16 protein-coding genes are annotated in these 18,788 nt (G+C 69.1%); 10 read left to right on the top strand and 6 right to left on the bottom strand.

Features of this window, described 5'->3' with window-relative positions; translation table 11 throughout:
* Window positions 1-91: 91 nt before the first annotated feature.
* Window positions 92-316: a hypothetical protein gene (locus DWV08_RS14780; protein ID WP_115414498.1), complete on the top strand. Its 225-nt coding sequence runs from the start codon at window positions 92-94 to the stop codon at window positions 314-316.
* Window positions 317-382: 66 nt separating this feature from the next.
* Here the strand turns inward: DWV08_RS14780 and DWV08_RS14775 are convergent, their stop codons facing one another.
* The 3 genes from DWV08_RS14775 to DWV08_RS14765 form a co-directional block, all read right to left on the bottom strand.
* Window positions 383-1,525 (bottom strand): intradiol ring-cleavage dioxygenase, encoded by a 1,143-nt coding sequence (locus DWV08_RS14775; protein ID WP_115414497.1) that lies wholly within the window; start codon window positions 1,523-1,525, stop codon window positions 383-385.
* A gap of 205 nt (window positions 1,526-1,730) precedes the next feature.
* A complete protein-coding gene (locus tag DWV08_RS14770; protein WP_115414496.1) occupies window positions 1,731-2,771 on the bottom strand; it encodes a M14 family zinc carboxypeptidase in 1,041 nt (346 codons plus the stop codon).
* 169 nt (window positions 2,772-2,940) lie between these two features.
* The gene (locus tag DWV08_RS14765) at window positions 2,941-3,966 is read right to left on the bottom strand and encodes a LacI family DNA-binding transcriptional regulator (RefSeq protein ID WP_241237330.1); all 1,026 of its coding nucleotides are present in this window, start codon (window positions 3,964-3,966) and stop codon (window positions 2,941-2,943) included.
* A 123-nt stretch (window positions 3,967-4,089) separates the two neighbouring features.
* On the opposite strand from DWV08_RS14765, the gene DWV08_RS14760 reads away from it, so the two are divergent.
* The 7 genes from DWV08_RS14760 (at window position 4,090) to DWV08_RS14730 (ending at window position 13,638) form a co-directional block, all read left to right on the top strand.
* Entirely contained in the window at window positions 4,090-5,370 is a 1,281-nt protein-coding gene (locus DWV08_RS14760) for a sugar ABC transporter substrate-binding protein (protein ID WP_115414495.1), read from the top strand.
* Between the two features lie 160 nt (window positions 5,371-5,530).
* Window positions 5,531-6,358: a carbohydrate ABC transporter permease gene (locus tag DWV08_RS14755; RefSeq protein WP_162801586.1), complete on the top strand. Its 828-nt coding sequence runs from the start codon at window positions 5,531-5,533 to the stop codon at window positions 6,356-6,358.
* A complete protein-coding gene (locus DWV08_RS14750; RefSeq protein ID WP_115414493.1) occupies window positions 6,355-7,170 on the top strand; it encodes a carbohydrate ABC transporter permease in 816 nt (271 codons plus the stop codon). Before DWV08_RS14755 ends, DWV08_RS14750 begins: the two co-directional genes overlap by 4 nt.
* Window positions 7,171-7,178: 8 nt before the next feature.
* On the top strand, window positions 7,179-9,089 hold the full coding sequence (locus tag DWV08_RS14745) for a glycoside hydrolase family 127 protein (RefSeq protein WP_241237329.1): 1,911 nt from the start codon (window positions 7,179-7,181) through the stop codon (window positions 9,087-9,089).
* Between the two features lie 178 nt (window positions 9,090-9,267).
* Window positions 9,268-9,918, top strand: coding sequence for a VOC family protein (locus DWV08_RS14740; protein ID WP_115414491.1), 651 nt, complete (start codon window positions 9,268-9,270; stop codon window positions 9,916-9,918).
* A gap of 151 nt (window positions 9,919-10,069) precedes the next feature.
* Window positions 10,070-10,498 (top strand): (deoxy)nucleoside triphosphate pyrophosphohydrolase, encoded by a 429-nt coding sequence (locus DWV08_RS14735; RefSeq protein WP_115414490.1) that lies wholly within the window; start codon window positions 10,070-10,072, stop codon window positions 10,496-10,498.
* Complete coding sequence (locus DWV08_RS14730; RefSeq protein WP_115414489.1) at window positions 10,498-13,638, top strand: DEAD/DEAH box helicase; 3,141 nt, start codon at window positions 10,498-10,500, stop codon at window positions 13,636-13,638. The genes DWV08_RS14735 and DWV08_RS14730 overlap by 1 nt, the downstream gene beginning before the upstream one ends.
* Window positions 13,639-13,889: 251 nt before the next feature.
* Here the strand turns inward: DWV08_RS14730 and DWV08_RS14725 are convergent, their stop codons facing one another.
* Both DWV08_RS14725 and DWV08_RS14720 read right to left on the bottom strand, forming a co-directional pair.
* Entirely contained in the window at window positions 13,890-14,852 is a 963-nt protein-coding gene (locus DWV08_RS14725) for an HNH endonuclease (protein ID WP_115414488.1), read from the bottom strand.
* A gap of 42 nt (window positions 14,853-14,894) precedes the next feature.
* Window positions 14,895-16,199, bottom strand: coding sequence for an acyltransferase family protein (locus DWV08_RS14720; protein ID WP_115414487.1), 1,305 nt, complete (start codon window positions 16,197-16,199; stop codon window positions 14,895-14,897).
* Window positions 16,200-16,370: 171 nt separating this feature from the next.
* On the opposite strand from DWV08_RS14720, the gene DWV08_RS14715 reads away from it, so the two are divergent.
* Window positions 16,371-17,033: a class I SAM-dependent methyltransferase gene (locus DWV08_RS14715; protein ID WP_115414486.1), complete on the top strand. Its 663-nt coding sequence runs from the start codon at window positions 16,371-16,373 to the stop codon at window positions 17,031-17,033.
* Window positions 17,034-17,055: 22 nt separating this feature from the next.
* On the opposite strand, the gene DWV08_RS14710 is transcribed toward DWV08_RS14715, so the two are convergent.
* Window positions 17,056-17,238: a hypothetical protein gene (locus tag DWV08_RS14710; protein ID WP_115414485.1), complete on the bottom strand. Its 183-nt coding sequence runs from the start codon at window positions 17,236-17,238 to the stop codon at window positions 17,056-17,058.
* 284 nt (window positions 17,239-17,522) lie between these two features.
* Between DWV08_RS14710 and DWV08_RS14705 the strand changes: the two genes are divergently transcribed.
* Window positions 17,523-18,749 carry an amidohydrolase gene (locus tag DWV08_RS14705; RefSeq protein ID WP_338142899.1) on the top strand — a complete coding sequence of 409 codons (1,227 nt, stop codon included), beginning with the start codon at window positions 17,523-17,525 and terminating at the stop codon, window positions 18,747-18,749.
* The last annotated feature ends 39 nt before the right edge of the window (window positions 18,750-18,788 follow it).

Here is an 18,788-nt window from a genome sequence, read left to right as displayed (position 1 = left end):
GGCGCTCGGACCAGTCTTCCAGGTGCGCCAGTCTTCCAGGTCCGTTCCGCCCACCGCCGCAGCGACGTGCCCGTACCCTCGTGGGCGGGGTGTGCGCGAGGTCCCCGCCGTCAGCGACGTCGGGATGCTGGACCGCACGGGCAGCACCGTCACCGTGCTCCACGACCGGGACCGGCCCGAGCTGTTCGTCGCCCCGCGCGACGGGCGGCGGATGTCGCCGTGGCCGCAGCTGCGTCGCGCCGGGTTCGGCGTGGTGTTCATGGTGTTCTCCGGCGTCTTCCTGGTGTTCAGCCGGATGGTCCTGTTCGGGTTCTGAGCAGGGCCGCCCCGTCGGCGCCGGTGCGGCGGCACGCTCCCGCGCCGCCGCACCGGCCGGGCCGTGTCAGGCCTGCTCGTCGCCTCCGCCGTCCGACGGCGCTCCCGCGGGCGCGTCCCCGCCCGGGCCGCCCTCGCCGGGCGCGCCCTCGGGCGGGGCGCCGCCCTCTCCGGGACCGCCCTGACCGCCCTCCGGCGGCTCGCCGCCCATCGCGCCGCCGGCCATGCCGCCGGCCTCGGGCTCGGTGGTGGTGTCGATCGGGACGTCGAGGGTGAAGGAGTAGCCGGTCTCCACGTCCCCGCTGAGGCTCGCCAGCTGCTGGTCGTAGCCGTCGGAGAAGATGGTGTCGGTCTCCAGGGTGAGCTGGGCGAGGTTCTCGGCGCTGCCCGCGTACTCCTCGAGCGCGAACACGTCGTCGCAGGCCGCCTCGGGCATCGCGATCTGGGAGGTGAGGAGGGCGTTGCCGGCGTCCACGATCGACTCCGCCTCCGGGAACACCTCGAAGTGCAGGTGCGGCCAGCGGCCCGTGTAGCAGCCCGGGACGATCGAGGTGAAGGAGACCTGGCCGGCGTCGTCGGTGATCTGCACGCCGCGCAGGAAGGTCTCCTCCTCCACGCCCTCGGAGTACATCGAGTACTGCCCGGCGGCGTCGCACTGCCACAGGTACACGGCCGCGCCCTCCATGGGCACGTCGCCGCCGGCCATGTCGATCACGGTCAGGGTGAGCGCGAGCGGCACCCCGTCCACGGCGGTGCCGGAGTCGATGCTGGTGGTGATGTCGCTGCGCTCCACACCGCTGGTCTCCAGCACGTCCGCCCCGTTGGAGCCGTCGCCCGGGTAGGGGCCGGCGGTCTCGGTGGGCATCTCGGTGTAGGAGGAGTCGGTGGTGCCGCCGCCGTCGCTCGCCCCTCCCCCGTCGCTCGCGGCGGTGCCGGTGGTGGTGGAGCCGGTGCTGCAGGCGGCGAGCACGGCCACCACGCTGCCGGCGCCGAGCGCGCCCAGCGCCCCGCGGCGGGAGACCACGGTGGCGACGTCGAAGGCGAGGCCCTGGTCCTCGACGTCCTCCTCGGGATGGTGGAGGGGGCGGCCCTCGAAGCTCGCGGGGGCCTCGCCCTCAGGGGCGCGGCCGGCGGCGTGCTCGCGGGCCTCCGGGTAGGGCCGACGGGCGGAGCGGGAGCGGCGGGCGGGGCGGGGAGCGCTGGCGGTCATGGCGGGTCCTCTTCATCTCCGGGGCTGGAGCGGGCACCGTAGAAAGTCCTGCTGGGGACGGCCTGTCACTCCGCCGTGCTCTCCAGGGGCGTTCGCCGAGAGTTCGCTGGGCCAGGGAGGGCGCAGCGAAGCGGCCGCTCCCCCGGTGTCCACCGGAGGGCGGCCGCTCGGACGGATCACGCCGCGGCGGGAGCCGCGGGGCGGGTCACTCGTCGGGGGTGTAGGTCTCCTGGGTGGGGAGGGTGTCCCAGAAGGAGATGTCCGCGCTCTCGATGGAGCCGTCGGCGATCGCGCGCACGGTCGCCTCGAGGGTGAGGACCGTCTGCCGGATCAGGTAGCCGCTGCTGCGGGCGCCGAGCACGTAGTCCTCGCGGGTGTGATCGGACATGCCGCGCATCTCGAACAGGAGGGTGGCGATGTCGTACTCGACGGCGAGGCCGTTGCGGCTGATCGTCTCGGCGGAGCCGCCGTTGTACTTCCCGATCAGGCCCCAGCCGGTGGAGTCCACCGCGTCGTAGACGACCGAGCCCAGGCGCTTGGAGCGCTCCACCAGCTCCGGGGCGGCGTTCGGGGTGGTGGGGTGGAGGATCGAGCCCGAGACCAGCTCGTCGCCGAGGGCGCGGTTGGCGCCCTGGTGGTGGAGGTCGATCATGTAGTCGATCTCGAAGGCGCCCAGCACGTTCTCGTGCAGCGCCTGGGTCTCCGGCTGGAGGCGGTCCACGTGGTCGCGGTTCAGATCCGCCTCCACCGCGTTGTAGCGGGTGAGGTGGCGGTCGCCGTGGGCGAGGTAGCCCTCTAGGGAGAAGTCCACGTCACCCATGGCGCCGTCCGGGTTGAGCATCGGGACGATCAGGATGTTCACGCCGTCCAGCACCTCGCGCAGGCGGCCGGTGCCCAGGTGCTTGACCACCTCGAGCGCACCCTCGGTGGTGAGCTGCTCGTTGCCGTGCTGCTGGGTGAGGAACAGGACGGTGGGGTTCTCCGGCGCCGAGAGCCAGGAGGCGAGGTACAGGTCGCGGCCCTTCACCGACTGGCCGATCACGCTCAGCTCCATCGCGGGCTGCTTCTGCGCCTCCTTCTGCAGGAAGGCGGCCACATCGTCATAGGTGGAGAGGTGGGCGGTGGTGATGTTGCCGTTGCCGTTCCAGCTGGGGCCGTTGCCGACGGCTCCGGCCGCCACGGGAACGGACAGCAGGGGAAGGGCGCTCAGGGCGCCGAGGGCGGTGCGTCGTGTGAACTCGTTCATGCTCCGACCTCATCGAACTCGCACCGGCGGGGCAACGCGATTTGTGCAGTGTTTGCCTGATCCGGGCATCACGATGACCCGGGCCTACGTGGATGGTAGCATGCGTTCGACCTGTTCCGGCGCGCGCTCCGGCCATCGCCGTGACGGCGGGAATCCCGCCGTCGAGCGGTCACACGCCGAGCGTCGACTCCCGCACGACAAGAGAGCACGGCAGTGTCACCACGCCCGACTCCTTCTCCCCGCCCATCATGCGGAGCAGAGCCTGGGAGGCCATATGGCCCAGCTTCCGGAACTGCATGTCCACGCTGCTCAGCTGGGGGGTGCACTGCGTGGCGAGGACCTCCCAGTTGTCATGGCTGACCACGGCCACATCGTCCGGCACCGAGACTCCCGCCCGCGCCAGGGACTCCAGCGCGCCTCGGCCGATCTGATCACTGGAGCAGATCAGGCCGTCGAAGTCCGTCCCGCTCGCCATCAGATCGCGCACTGCCCGCCTTCCCCATGCTTCTGACCACTCCCCGGAGCGGACCGGCGCGACCAGTTCGACGCCGGCGCCATCGAGCACTTCGCCGACTCCGGCACGACGGTCCGTGAACGCCACGTAGTCCGGATCCCCAGAGATGAGCGCGAGCCGGCGGCGGCCGAGGTCGAGGAGGTGCTGGGTCGCCTTGCGACCGGCGTCGACGTTGTCGGGGACGAACGAGAGCGAGTTCGGCTCCGAGCTCGGGGCGTAGACGTGCACGACGGGGACCGGCACCTCCATCGCGATCGGCGGGCGCGGATCCGTGCGACTGCCGACGAAGATGAAGCCGTCGACGCCGCGCGCCATGAGTGCCTCGAGATGATGGCGCTCACGGATCAGATCGCCGCGGGCATCAGTGAGGAACACCGAGACGTTCTCTATCCCGAAACCGTCTTCGGCGCCCATCATGATCGGGATCGAGAAGCGGCCGTCGAGGTCGCTGGCGATCAGACCCACCGTGCCCGAGGCCCCGCCCTGCAGCTGCTGCGCGGCGCGGTTGGGACGGAAAGAGAGCAGCCGCGAGGCCTGGAGCACCTTGTCCCGGGTCGCAGCCGACACGTCCTGCCTGCCATTGAGCGCTTTCGACGCAGTGGCCACCGAGACGCCCGCAGCCTCGGCGACGTCGCGCAGTCGCGGACCTCCGTTCCCCATGTGCCCATTGTCCACAGCCATCCTCCTCAGCCTCCAGCTCGACGACCCCTTGACGTGAGATGCGCGCCACTGTACGTTACCGAAAACGGTTTCGCCAGTTTCGCTCGCCCGGGGCGGTCCCGGGCACTAACGAGGAGGTTAGACATGACAGGCACGAACCCCATGAAGCGGCGGTCCTTCCTGGCCGGCACGGCCGGACTCGCGGCGACCGGCGCTCTCGCCGCGTGCGGCAGCTCCGGATCGGGCGGCGGCGGCGGCGGGGGCGAGGACGCCTCGCAGGGCGGCAACACCGTCACGGTCTGGCACTACTTCGCCGAGGACAACCAGGTGGCCCTGATGGACCAGTACAAGGAGATGTTCGAGGCCGAGAACGAGGGTGCGACGGTCGAGAACGTCTTCGTCCCGTACGACCAGCTCAACAGCAAGGTCGTCAACGCCGCCGGCAGCCAGACCGGCCCCGACGTCGTGGTGTTCAACGGCGCCGAGGCCGCGGTCCTCGCGCTCGGCGGCGGGCTCAAGGCCATCGACGAGGAGTGGGCCGCCTTCGAGGACGCCGGCCAGTTCCCCGACTCGGTCCAGCACACCATCGACGGCACCCTCTACGCCGTGCAGGGCTACGTGAACCTGCTGGGCCTGTGGTGCAACGTGGACAGGCTCGATGAGCTGGGCCTGGAGCCGCCCACGACCATCGACGAGCTCGAGGCCGCCATGGCAGCTGCCCAGGAGAGCGGCCTGGCCGGCATCACCGTGTCGGGGCTGCCCCAGTCCCAGGGCGAGTGGCAGGCCTATCCGTGGCTGAGCAGCCAGGGCTTCACCTACGAGTCGCCCGACGAGCAGGCGCTGACCGACGGCTTCGCGATGGTCCACGACTGGGTCGAGAAGGGCTATCTCTCCAGGGAGGCCACCACCTGGGATCAGACCGTCCCGTTCCAGCAGTTCCTCGCCGGCCAGTCGTTGTTCGCCGCGAACGGGAACTGGCAGATCGCCCTGGCCGAGTCCGACGCCACGTTCGAGTACACGGTCGTGCCTCTGCCCGTGGGCGGGGCCGGCCAGGTCTACCTCGGCGGCGAGGGGCAGGCCGTCGGCGCCTTCTCCCAGAACCCGGAGCTGGCATGGCAGTACCTGGCCTCCACCTTCTACAGCAGCGAGGGCCAGCTGGCCGCCGTCGAGAACGTCGGCTACATCCCGGCGCGCGAGGATGCGAACCAGGACCCGGCCGTGGCCGACAACGCCCTGCTGACCCCGTTCTCCGAGACGGTCGCCGAGCGCGGGGCGACCTACCCGTCGGCCGCGATCCCGCCCGAGGCGGTCGCCGACGTGCAGACCACCGTCGGCCAGGCGTGGAGCTCCGCACTGGGCGGACAGCAGGATCCCGAGGCGGCGTCCCAGACCGTGATGCAGCTGCTCGAGTCCCTCTCGGCCTGAGCCGTCACCACTGACCCAGGAGGTACCGATGACGGCGAACGCCGACATCAGACCCGCGACGCGGAGAGCGGCCGACCCCGCTCCGCCCACGGGCGCGCGCCGGAGGAGAGCCCGGGGCGGAGGCCCTCTGGGCACCAGGGCATGGTTCCTGGTGCCGGGGGTGGCGTTCCTGTTCTTCTTCTCGGCGGTCCCCATCGTCCAGCTGCTGCGGATGAGCGTCTCCGACGTCGGGTCGGCCACGCTGAACCAGCAGTGGCCGTTCGTGGGACCGGAGAACTACCTGGAGGGCTTCGCCAGCGGTGCGATGACCGACGCGATCGTGCGCACCGTGGTGGTCGCCGCGATCGTGACCGGGATCGGCATGGCGCTCGGGCTCGCCGCCGCGATCGCTCTGCGCACGACGGGCCGCTGGTCCGCGATCATCCTGGCCGGGATGGTGTTCGTCTGGGCGCTGCCGCCGGTGGTCAACGGCTCGGTGTGGAAGTTCCTGTTCGCCGAGGACGGGCTGGTCAACACGCTCGTGCTGCTGATTCCGCTGCGCGCGGAGCCGATCCCGTTCCTCTACGACGCGACGTGGGCGCTGATCTCCGTCGCCCTGGTGACCACCTGGGCGGTGATCCCCTTCAACGCCCTGGTGTTCCGGGCTGCGCTGCTGGGGATCAGCCCGGAGATCTTCGAGGCCGCGGCGCTCGACGGTGCCACACGCTGGCAGGAGATCCGGCACATCATGATCCCTGCCGCGAGGCCCACGGCGCTGGTGCTGCTGGTGCTCACGATCGTCTACGGCTTCCGCAGCTTCGACTTCATCTACGTGATGACTTACGGCGGGCCCGGCACGGCGACCAACACGCTGCCGTTCCTGGGATACCTGCAGGCCTTCAGCCGCTATGACTTCGGGCTGGGCGCCTCCACGTCCGTCATCGCGGTGCTGCTGGTGGTCGTGCTGGCCGTCCTGTACAGCCGCAGCATCCTGAAGGAGGAACGATGAGCCAGAGAGCCGGACTCGGCGAGATCCTGATCAAGGTGCTGCTCACGATGCTCTACGGCATCCCGCTGCTGTGGATCGTGTTGACCAGCCTCAAACCCTCCTCGCTGGTGTTCGACCGAGCCAGCATGTTCCTGTTCACGCCCTCGCTGGACGCCTATGCGAACGCTCTGAACTCGGAGCTGTTCACGGCGCTGCGCCAGTCGATCCTCATCGCTGTCGGCACGACGGCGCTGGTCCTGCTCATCGCCGTTCCAGCTGCCTACGGGCTGGCTCGCACGAGGGGCTGGCTCGTCGCCGTCCTGCTGGGCGCGCTGATCGTGCTGCAGATGCTCCCGCAGACCGCCACCGTGATCCCCCTGTTCCAGCTGTTCGGCTCTTGGAGCCTGCTGGACTCCCTGGGCGGCGTCATCCTCGCCGACGCCGCGCTGCTGACGCCGTTCGCCGTCATCCTGCTGAGGCCGTTCTTCCGCACGGTCCCGGTCGAGCTCGAGGAGGCCGCGGCGATCGACGGCACCGCGCGGCTGGGCACCTTCCTGCGCATCGCCCTGCCCGTGGCCCGCAACGGCGTGGCCACCACCGGCACGATCGTGTTCCTGCTGGCCTGGGGCGAGTTCCTGTACGCGGTGAACTTCTTCCTCTCCCCCGGCACCTATCCGCTCAGCGCCCTGCTCGCTCAGCAGGTCTCCGCCTTCGGGATCGACTGGCCCGGTCTCATGGCCCTGGCCGTGCTCACTGCCGTCCCGATCCTCATCGTCTACACCTTCAGCTACCGACTCCTGCGCGACGGTCTCACCGTCGGCGCCGTGAAATGAGATCTTCTGTGACTGCTGCACCCCTCACCCACACCTCGCCCATGGGCCCGATCCGCTCCGATGCCGGCGCACACCTCCCGCTCGGCCTCGAGGCGGTGACCATCACCGGCGGGTCCTGGGCCCCGTACCTGGAGCGCAACGCGCGCACCACGATCCCGCACGCCCAGTCGTGGATGGAAAAGCTGGGCTGGGTCGGGAACTTCAGTGCCGTCGTCGACGGGACCATCGCCGCCGTTCGTCAGGGCCGCGAGTTCTCCGACTCCGACGTCTACAAGCTCATGGAGGCGATGGCCTGGGAGATCGGCCGCACCGGCGATCCGGACATGGAGCGCCGCTTCCAGGAGCTGACCGAGGTGATCACGTCGGCGCAGGAGAGCGACGGCTACCTCAACACCCGCTTCGGCCACGACGGGCAGGAGCCCCGGTACTCGGACTTCGAGTGGGGTCACGAGCTGTACTGCGCCGGGCACATGTTCCAGACGGCCGTGGCCCGCCTGCGCACCACCGGGCCCGACGCGTTCACCGCGGCCGCGGTGCGGGTCGCCGACCATCTGTGCGAGGTGTTCGGCGAGGGCGGGCGCGACGCCGTGGGCGGGCACCCGGAGGTGGAGACCGCGCTGGTGGAGCTGGGCCGCACCCTCGAGGAGCCTCGGTACACCGCGCTGGCCACCCGATTCCTGGAGCTGCGCGGCCGCGGCCTGCTGGGTGAGATCGAGTTCGGCCAGCAGTACTTCCAGGATGACGAGCCCGTCTACGAGGCGGCAGTCCTGCGCGGCCATTCGGTGCGCGCACTGTATCTGGCGGCCGGCGCGATCGATGCGGCCGTGGAGGCCGGCGACGCGGCGAAGGTCGAGGCGATCCGTGCCCAGTTCGATCGCACCCTGGCCCGCCGCACCTACATCACCGGGGGGATGGGCTCGCGGCACATGGACGAGTCCTTCGGGGAGGATTACGAGCTGCCGCCGGATGTGGCCTACTGCGAGACCTGCGCGGGGGTGGCGGCGATCCAGGTCGCGCACCGCCTGCTGCTGTGGACCGGGGACGAGGCCTACGCCGACGTGATCGAGCGATGCCTGTTCAACGTGGTCACCGCGAGCGTCTCCGCCGAGGGGGACGCGTTCTTCTACGTCAACCCGCTCCATCAGCGCACGGAGGGCTCCACCCCGGAGGCCGACCGGCCCACTCCCCGCGCGAGCTCGAGCCAGCGCGCGCCGTGGTTCACCGTCTCCTGCTGCCCGACGAACATCGCGCGCACGCTCGCATCCCTGCCCGCCTATGTGGCGACGGTCGGCGAGGAAGAGTTGGTGATCCATCAGTTCGTCACCGGGACGGTGCGGGCGACCGTGGCCGATCGACGGGTCGAGCTGCGGGTCGCCACCGACTACCCGGCCGACGGCGAGGTGGAGGTCCAGGTGGTGGCCGGCGCGGGCACCTGGACTCTCGGGCTGCGCGTGCCGTCCTGGTGCGAGGGTGCCACGGCGCAGGTGGACGGCGAGCCCGTGGAGGTCGATGCCGGCGCGGGCAGGCTGTCGATCACCCGCTCCTGGACGGCCGGCGAGGTTGTGACGCTGTCGCTTCCGATGCCGGCACGGTTCAGCCGGCCCGATCCCCGTATCGATGCGGTGCGGGGGCAGGTCGCCGTGGAGCGCGGTCCCCTGGTCCACTGCCTGGAATCGGTCGACCTCGGCGATGACGTCGAGGATGCCGTCCTCGACGCGGCGGCCGGGCTGGAGGTGGTCGACGGGCAGGTGCTGGCGACGATCTCGCGCCGCAGCGTCGTGGAGCGGCCTTGGCCCTACGTGGCCACAACCGCGCCGGTTCTGCCCACCGGCGGGTCGCGTCAGGTGCGGCTGCAGCCGTATCGCGAGTGGGGCAATCGCGGTGCAGGCACGATGAGGGTGTTCCTCCCGACGGACTGACCCAGCCCCGGCCGCCGGCTGAAGCCGGCGGCCGGCCGGCAGAGGAGGACCCCGCGGTCCTGCACGGGGCGCCCGACGCGATCGAGGAGGCCGGGCGGCTGGCGGGTGCGCGGGGTCACCGGGCACTGATCAACGGGCACGTCTCGATGCCATGCCCGATGCGGATATCGTCGGGGTCATGGACGTTCCCCCGCTGCTGGACCACATCGTCATCGCCGGCCCCTCCCTCGAGGAGCTCGTGGACTGGTTCCGCGATCTCACCGGCGTCACCGCCGCACCCGGCGGCCGCCACCCCGTCGGCACCGCGAATGCGCTCATCGCCCTCACCGTCGACGGCGAGAAGCGCCCCCACTACCTGGAACTGGTGGGCCCCGACCCCGAGCGGGAGGGCGAGGAGCTGCCGAAGATGTTCCACATCCACCGGCTGAAGAAGCCCACCCTCCTCACCTACGCCGCCCACCCCGAGAACATCGACCAGGTGGTGGAGCGAGCCCGGGAAAACGGTGTGGAGCTGGGCGAGGTGCAGTCCCTCTCGCGCACCACGCCCGACGGGCAGGAGCTGCAATGGCGGCTCACCCAGGCGAAGCCGCCGATCAACTACGGCCTGCCCTTCCTCATCGACTGGGGCAGCACCGACCAGCCCGGCCTGGGCGACCTGCCCTCCCTGGAGCTGGTCTCCTTTACCCGCGTGGAGGTCAAGCCCGAACCGCTGCGCAAGGCCACCGCCGCCCTGGGGCTGGACGACCGCCTCGCCGAGATCCGTGAGGGGCACGGCTCCCGGTTCGTGCTGGTGGTGCGGACGGAGGACAGGCGCGAGATCGAGGTGTGAGGGGTGGGGAGCCCGCTCCCCTTTCCTTTGTGAACACCCAGCGCCGTCTCGGGCATAGCTCCTTCGGCGTTCACTCCTCAGTTTCCCCTGCACGTGTCACTACCTCCTCGTACGATCGGCAGCATCGGCTCGCGGAAGAGGAGTGACCACGGTGGAGAAGGCAGTCATCCGCGTCGTGGGCGCTATCGTCGAACGCGGCGGGGCGGTGTTCGCCGCGCGACGGAATGCCGACCGCAGCGCCGGTGGCCTGTGGGAGTTCCCGGGCGGCAAGGTCGAGATTGGCGAATCGCCCGAGGCTGCGCTGCGACGAGAGCTCCAGGAAGAGCTGAGCATCGACATCTCCGTGGGGCCGCTAGTCGAGCGGAGCCTCACCAACATAGGGACATCCCGCATTGAGCTCGCCTGCTACTCAGCGCAGTTCTGCGGCACTGATCCCGTCTCGAGCAGCGATCACGACGCGATGCAGTGGGTACCGCTCGACGACCTCGCATCTCTCGAGTGGGCCCCTGGCGACGTCCCGATCATCAGCGTCCTTCCTGAACGGCTCCACGCTCTTCGCACACAGGCTGAGGAGGCGTGATGGAGAGCAAGCAGGCACTTGACCCCGGGCTCTACGAGCTGCTTATCACCACTGGGCTGGCGGAGTCGGTGCAGAGCGCGGAGGAAAGAGGCTTCCTCACGCCGACGGAGGATGTGGACGATGAAGACGTCGCCCACGTTCTCACGCAGCACGTCGCGCGGACTGTCGAGCAGGCCCTGATCGCCGCGCCGCGCGAGGACCGTATCGCCCTTGCGAACCGGCTGTTGCAGACCTTGCCGGAAGCACCAATGGATCCGTCGGTCTCCCCGGGTCCGCGGCTCCTCACGTCGGTGAGCACACCAGACGCTCCCCGCGTGCCGCGGCCGTCCACACCGCTCAGCGACGTCGCGCTCTTCACAAACTCACGGATGGATCCGCAGCTGGGATCGGAGTTGCGCCTTGAGATGGCGAGCGCTGATCGCATCGATCTGCTGTGCGCGTTCGCGCAGTGGAGCGGGATACGGGTACTGGAATCCGCCCTCCGGGAGGCCGCCGAGCGCGGCGTGCCGATCAGAGTGCTCACCACTACGTATATCGGCGCTACCGACCGCAAAGCGCTGGACCACTTCGTGCGGTCGCTGAACGCCGAAGTGCGGGTCAACTACGACGCCCAATCCACGCACCTGCACGCCAAGGCGTGGATGTTCCATCGGTCCAGCGGCTACACCACCGCGTACGTAGGCAGTTCAAATATGAGCAGGGCGGCGCTCGTGGACGGCCTGGAGTGGAACGTACGCCTGTCGCGCCTCGCCACGCCGAGCCTCGTGGACAAGTTCGAGTCGACCTTCGAGACGTACTGGGACGATGCCGCATTCGCTCCATACGACCCCGACGAAGATGCCGAGTATCTGGATGCCCTGCTCGAGAAGAACAGCGGCCGCTCCTCGTCTCCGAGCCTGTCCATCAGCCATCTCGATGTGCGCCCGTACCCGCATCAGATCGAGATGCTGGATGACCTCGCCGCCGAGCGCGAGGTGCACGACCGCCACAAGAACCTCGTGGTCGCAGCGACCGGCACCGGGAAGACGGTGGTCGCGGCGCTGGACTACAAGCGACTGCGCTCGTCGGAGGCTGATCAGCCGACAATCCTCTTCATCGCGCACCGCAAAGAGATCCTTGAGCAGTCACTACGGACCTACCGCGACGTTCTGAAGGACGGTGCATTTGGCGAGCTTTTCGTCGGCGGCCACAAGCCCGTGCGCCGCCGCCATGTGTTCGCGTCGATTCAATCGCTACAGCAGGCGGGTGAGCTGGAGCGATGGGCTCGCGATCACTTCGACATCATCGTGATCGACGAGTTCCATCACGCGGAGGCTGCGACGTACCGCAAGGTTCTCGAGTACTTCACGCCTCGTGAGCTTCTTGGACTCACCGCCACGCCGGAGCGCGCCGATGGCATCGACGTTGCTCATGCCTTCTTCGAGGGACGGATCGCCAGCGAGCTACGGCTCTGGGACGCGCTCAGCGCGGATCTCCTAGTCCCCTTCCACTACTTCGGCCTCGCGGACGGTGTGGACCTCAGTGGGGTGCGATTCACCCGCGGCGCTTACAACATCACCCAGCTGAACTCCCTGTACACCGGCAATGATGCGCGGGCCGGCAAGGTGCTCCAGGCGCTGCGCGACAAGGTGACTGACCCCAGCCGCATGAAGGCACTCGGGTTCTGTGTCAGCGTCGAGCACGCGCACTACATGGCGGAGGTGTTCCGCCGTGCTGGCCTCCCCTCGCTGGCTCTCACGGGAGACTCCGGCTCCGACGAACGGCAGGAGGGCCTCGCAAAGTTGCGCCGCGGCGACATCGTCTGCCTGTTCGCCGTCGATCTCTTCAATGAAGGTCTCGATATCCCCATGGTCGATACCGTGCTGATGCTCCGACCCACCCAGTCAGCGACAATCTTCCTGCAACAGCTTGGGCGCGGGCTCCGCCGAGCGGAGAACAAGGCGGTACTGACAGTGCTCGACTTCGTCGGACTCCAGCACACGAACTTCCGCTTTGACCTGAAGTACCGGGCACTGACGGGCCTGTCGAGGAACAAACTCGAGCGCAGCATCCGCGACGGCTTCCCGTTCCTCCCTCCGGGCACGCAGATCGTGTTCGATCGCGTCGCGCAGGACATCGTGCTCAAGAACGTGAAGAAGCAACTGAAACTCTCGACGAGGGATCTGGTCGCAGATGTCCGCCAGCACAAGCCCGAGGATGCCTCACCGAGCAACTACGCCCTGGGCACCTACCTCGATGCGGCAGAGCGGTCTCTCGCAGACGTATACGGGCCGGGGACGCGCAGCCTAAGCGGAGAGAAGCGCTCGGCAAGCTGGTCCACGCTCGTGGACTGGGCCTTCCCCGCCACCCGAGAGGAGACGCGTTCGGAGACTGCCGACTCTCTCTTGCGCCGGGTCGGCACCCTGACTCACGTCGACGATCCCGAGCGGATCCGGGCGTACCGCCGGCTCCTCACCGAGCCCACTCTTCCGGCCGGAGTCGACACCGACCTCTATGCCGCAATGCTCGTGTTCTCCTTCTGGCCCTCCGGGGAGCACAGTGTTCGCACCGGCCTCGAGCAGCTCCGGGCACATCCTGCAGTGGTAGAGGAACTGCTCCACGTGCTGGAGTACCAGGACCAGTCGTCTCGGGTTCGTCCGGCACGGCTGTCAGGCTCCGCAGCGCAGTCACCGCTGCGATCGCACGCCCGGTACTCCCGGGAGGAGCTGCTCGCCGGACTGGGCCTTGGCACCCTAGACACTGGAGCGCCCGGCTCAATTCGCGAAGGGGTGAAGTGGTTGCCGGGCACGAGCGTGGACGCTCTGCTCGTGACGCTGAAGAAGTCCGAAGCGGACTACTCCCCCACGACCATGTATCGCGACTTCGCGATCAACCAGGACCTCTTCCACTGGGAGTCGCAGAGCACGACGAGCGTGGAGAGTCGCACCGGTCAGAGGTACATCAACCACGCCGCCCGCGGATCGAGCGTGGTTCTCTTCGTAAGGCGTGCGAAAACGGGCGACATCGGCACCGAGCCCTACACCTGCCTCGGGACAGCACAGTTCCAGCAGGCGACGGGGTCGCGACCGATGCAGATCGTGTGGCGATTGGATCGGGCGATGCCAGCCGAACTGTTCATGGAGGCTCGAGCGGTGGCATAGACGCACGAGTCCACCGCAAGATAATTGTCCCGACCGACTCACGCAGGCCGAATTAAGATGCGGACAAGCCGCTACCAAACACCGATTTCAACTCCGCAATCTGGATCGACCTCAATGGACTGGCCAACTTACCCCTAATAAGTGGACACCGATCGCCGAATGCCCGCCGACAAGCTCCCGAGAGAGCGAAGTCACGATTTTCCAACCCATAACCTGCCGAGGCGCACTCGAACCTCGTCCGACAATACCCCCTATCCATCCCAACCCTTAGAGTGCAAAAAATCCACACGGAGCGCTCGGGGCACAGAGCCAGCCTCGAACCGCCGATACTGGTGCTCCAGTAGCTCTCGATCCGGGCGCTCCTTCTTTGACGAAGGCAACACCTTCAGCCTATCTCCATGAAGGCCCTTAAGGCCAAACTCGAGCATCGGTCCGTCAATTTCCTTCAAAACATCTTCACGCACCCCGAGCACATAGTCGGGCGAAATGCCAATTATGCCTGAGTTGTAAGCAGCATGATGAATTTTGCACAGCGCTATACCGTTTCGCACCGCCGCAACCCCACCAGGGTCGGCATCTGGGATGATATGGGCGGCATCCAGAAGCGTCGAGTGCCGCAGCCTGCAGATCGAGCAGCGAGTTCCGTACGCTTGCATCACTAGCCCGCGGAAAACCGGCTGATGCAGACGCCTGCGCGTCTCCTGGAGCACGTACCTCTTTGTCACCTCATCGACATCTTGCCCCGTCGACTCGATGTTCTGAAGCCCGTCAGTGGCAATGACGAACTGCTTGTCTTCTGGCTCCTCTGCGACGACATAAACCGGAAATATTGGCTTGTACATCGCTGGAGCAACACCCCAAAACCATATAAGCGGGCGCTTCTCACTCATTGCAGAGCGAAGTCCGCGGTTCGTATACTTATTGGGATCATCTCCGTCCCATTTGTACCGCATGAGACCATCACGACCGAGAACATCATCATAAGGACGCTCTCTGCCCGGCGCTCGGTATGCAGTGGCAATAGACAATGCGCTGTCCATGCCGGCCGGCTTCCTAACGCCAAGCTGTCGATCTTTTAGCGCGAACGCTTCGCCGCAAAAATGGAAGTCACCGAGGTCGGCGTATGAAATCGCGTCGAGCCCGTCGTTTGTCCACGCGGCGAGCCATTGCATAGCTTCTTTGCGAAGCTTCAACTCGTCACCCTCAGACCACATAGTCAGATGATCCCATGTTGGCGCCTCGGGCGATGGAGAATCTCATGGCCAAGCTTTCAGTGCCCGTGCAACCCCGAACCCCCACAACCCCACCACCGGCAGCAGCGGCCACCACCAGGTCACACCGCCCTCCCCTGCGACACCCACGCTGGCCATCACGGCGAGCCCGGCGATGACGCACACGGCGGCGGCGAGGGGCTTCCACACCGGCGGGGCCGGTCGCTCGTCGGCCCGCGGGGACTCGAACCTCCCCATCACCAGCACCACCAGCCCCGTGAGCGCGAGCAGCGCGAGCACCCACAGCGGCCGCGTCGCCCACCACGGGCCCGTCAATGGTTCGGGCAGCAGCGCCCGCGCGTCGAGGGCGAGCAGCAGATGGGCGAGGCCCACCATCACGGTGAGGTGCCACAGGAACCAGGTCATGATCCTCTGATTCACCAGCACGGTGACGAGCCACAGCCGGGGCCGGCGCAGCAGAGCCTCGAGCGGCTTCTCCAGCGACAGCACGAGCCCGGCCTGGAGCATGCCCAGGAACGCCATCGTGACGCGGGTCGGGCTGGAGTTGGAGATCTCGTCGCCCCCGGCGGTGATCATCGAGACCGGGTACGGGCCCGCCGTCACGAGCAGGAGCAGGCCGGCCGCACCGACCCCGGCGAGCAGCAGGCGCTTGCGGGTGCCGGCGAGTCGGCCGTCGAGCCAGGCGTAGCCGACCTGGTGGAACGCCGCCCACACCAGCAGGTAGTTCGGGTAGCCGAGCAGCGGCTGGTCGGCGGCGATGCTCACCGCATCCACCGCGCCGGCGAGCGCGACGCCGCCCACGACGGACCACCAGCCGAAGCGCTCCCAGAGCGCCAGGCACGGCGGGGCTACCAGGATCACCACCAGGTACGCGGCGAGGAACCAGGTGGGGATCAGCGCCATCTGCGAGGCGAGCTGCACGGTCTCCGTCGGCGCGCCGGCAAGCACGGCGACCACCCAGATCACGAGCCAGGCCAGCAGCAGCGGGACCAGCGGGATGCCGAGACGGCGCAGCCGGGTGCGCAGCCACTGGCCGTACCCGATCTCCTTGCGCCGCGCAGAGCGCCAGGAGAGGCCGTTGGAGTAGCCGCCCACCAGGAAGAAGATCGGCATCACCTGGAAGATCCAGGTGAGCGGGTGGGTCCACTCCGCGCCGTCGAGCACGCCGTGCGGGAGGATCCCGCCGTCGGGGTCCACCGCGATGATCGTCCAGTGCCCGAGCACCACCACGGTGATCGCGGCGGCGCGGAGGAAGTCCACCACCCGGTTGCGGCTCGTGGGCGTCGCGGCGTCGATCTGCTCGGCGCGGCTCGGGCGCGTGCTCGTCATCGGGCCTCCTGCGACTCGTCCCCCACTCCTGCGGCGCCGCGAACCGGGAGCGCAGGATGTGGCGACAACCTACCCCCCCCCGTGGCGCCACACGCTTGTTCCCCCCACCCCTCCCTCCCGATCTCGGCAACTCCGCTTCCCCACCCCGGCCACGTCTGCCAGGCTCGTGGCATGACCGCGCATCACGCCCACGGCTCCGCCCCGCACTCCCAGCCTGATCCGTCCCTCTCCCCCGCCGAGCACTGGGAGCAGCGCTACAGCGGCAGCGAGCGGGTGTGGTCGGGGACGGTCAACGGCACGATGGCGCAGGTGGTGGCGGAGCTCGAGCCGGGCATCTCGATCGATCTGGGCTGTGGCGAGGGCGGGGACGTGCTGTGGCTGGCGGAGCAGGGCTGGACGGCCCGCGGCCTGGACATCTCCGCCACCGCGATCGAGCGCGCCCGCGCCGAGGCGGCGGGGCGAGGCCTCGAGCAGGCACTGTTCACGGCGACGGATCTCAGCGCCTGGCAGCCGGAGGCGGAGTCCGTCGACCTGGTCACCGCCTCGTTCTTCCAGTCGCAGGTGGCGCTGGACAGGCTGGGGATCCTGCAGCGGGCGGCCTCGGCGCTGCGCACGGGCGGGCACCTGGTCACGGTCTCGCACGCGGCCCCGCCGTCCTGGGCGGCGGAGCATCCCGCGGCGATGATCGACGTGCGCGCCGAGGTGGAGCAGCTCGCCCAGCCCGCCGCGGACTGGGCGGTGGAGCTCGCCGAGGAACGTCGGCGCCCGGCCGTGGGCCCCGACGGGACCGAGGGCGAGCACCTGGACGCGGTGGTGGTGCTGCGGCGGCGCTGAGCCCGCCCGCCTCAGGAAGTGCTCAGAGCCCGACGAGCGTGATCGCCACGAAGGCGAGCACCAGGGCGATCACCACGCCCACGCTGGTGCGCCAGGTGGGTGCCTGCTCGGGCGCGTCGGCGGCGGCCGGGACCACCGGGATCTGCGCCGTCTCGGCGGCCGTCCGCAGCTCGTGGCCGACGGCGATCTCATGCTGTGACTCCATGCCTGGGTCCCTCCTTCTCGCTCTTGGTTCACGCTCGGGTCAGGTCGGTGAGTTCCGCCTGATCAGACGCTGAATCCCGCGTCTTTGTACGCACGACAAGAGTAGGGTCCTCGCGCGGGCGCGCGGAAGAGTCCCACAGCAGGGGTCAGCCGAATCACACGAGCCCCGGGACGGCCCGTCGTCCGGGGTCTACGCTCGAGGGCGGCGGCGCTCCCGACCACCCTCGCGAGACCGCCGTCCGGGGCCGTGCAGGCTCCGGCACCCCACCCCGCAGGAGGACTCTCGTGACCGCTCTTCCCGCGTCCATGACCGTCGCGCTCGACGCCCTCGCGTCCTGGCAGGTGCCGCTGTACGAGGATCTGCACCGCCACCCGGAGCTGTCGATGCGGGAGGAGCGCACCCGCGGCATCGTCGCCGCGCAGCTCGCCGGCGACGGCTACGAGGTGCACGAGATCGGCGGCGGCGTGGTGGGCGTGCTGGAGAACGGCGCGGGGCCCACGGTGCTGCTGCGCGCGGACATCGACGGCCTGCCCGTGCAGGAGGCCACCGGCCTGCCCTACGCCTCCACCGCCACCCAGGAGGACGCCGACGGGCAGGTCCAGCCCACGATGCACGCCTGCGGGCACGACGTGCACACCGCCGTGGCCCTGGGGGCGGCGCGGCTGCTGGCCGCGCATCGCGAGGACTGGTGCGGCACGTACGTGGCGCTGTTCCAGCCCGGGGAGGAGATCGCGGCCGGGGCGCGCGCCATGGTGGAGGACGACCTGGTCGCCAGGGTGCCGACGCCCGCGGTGTGCCTGGGCCAGCACGTGCTCACCTCCCCCGTGGCCGGGAGGGTCGCGGTGGCGCCGGGGCCGGTGCTGAGCTCTTCGGCGTCGATGCGGGTGACGGTGCACGGCGCCGGCTCGCACGGCTCGATGCCGCACCTGGGCGTGGATCCGGTGGTGCTGGCCGCCGCGATCGTGGGGCGGATCCAGTCGCTGGTGTCCCGCGAGATCTCGCCGTCGGAGTTCGGCGTGGTCACCGTGGGCGCGCTCCACGCCGGCACCAGCGCGAACATCATCCCGGACCGGGCGGAGCTGGCCCTGAACGTCCGCGCCTACCGCGAGGAGATCCTCGACCACCTGGTGGAGGGCGTGCAGCGGATGATGCGTGCCGAGTGCACCGCGGCCCGCTCCCCGCACGAGCCGGAGTTCGAGCTCTTCCACCGCTTCCCGATGACCGACAACGATCTGATGGCCACGGCCCGGGTGCGGGAGGCGTTCGTGGCGCAGTTCGGCGCGGATCGCGTGGAGCACATGGAGCCGGTCACCGCCTCCGAGGATTTCTCCGCGATCCCGGACGCCTTCGGCGCCCCGTACTGCTACTGGGGCCTGGGCGGGTACGTGGAGGGGCGCGAGACCGCCCCGAACCACAGCCCCTTCTTCGCCCCGGACCCGCAGCCCACGCTGCGCACCGGCACCGAGGCCGCGGCGAGCGCCGCCCTCGCCTGGCTGGGCGGGGCCGGCTGAGGCCACGGCAGGCCGCCGGCAGGGGTCGTCGGGCGAGCC

The sequence above is a fragment of the Brachybacterium saurashtrense genome, from assembly GCF_003355475.1.
In the GTDB taxonomy this organism is placed as follows: Bacteria; Actinomycetota; Actinomycetes; order Actinomycetales; family Dermabacteraceae; genus Brachybacterium; species Brachybacterium saurashtrense.
This window is presented reverse-complemented; position numbering and strand designations above follow the sequence as displayed.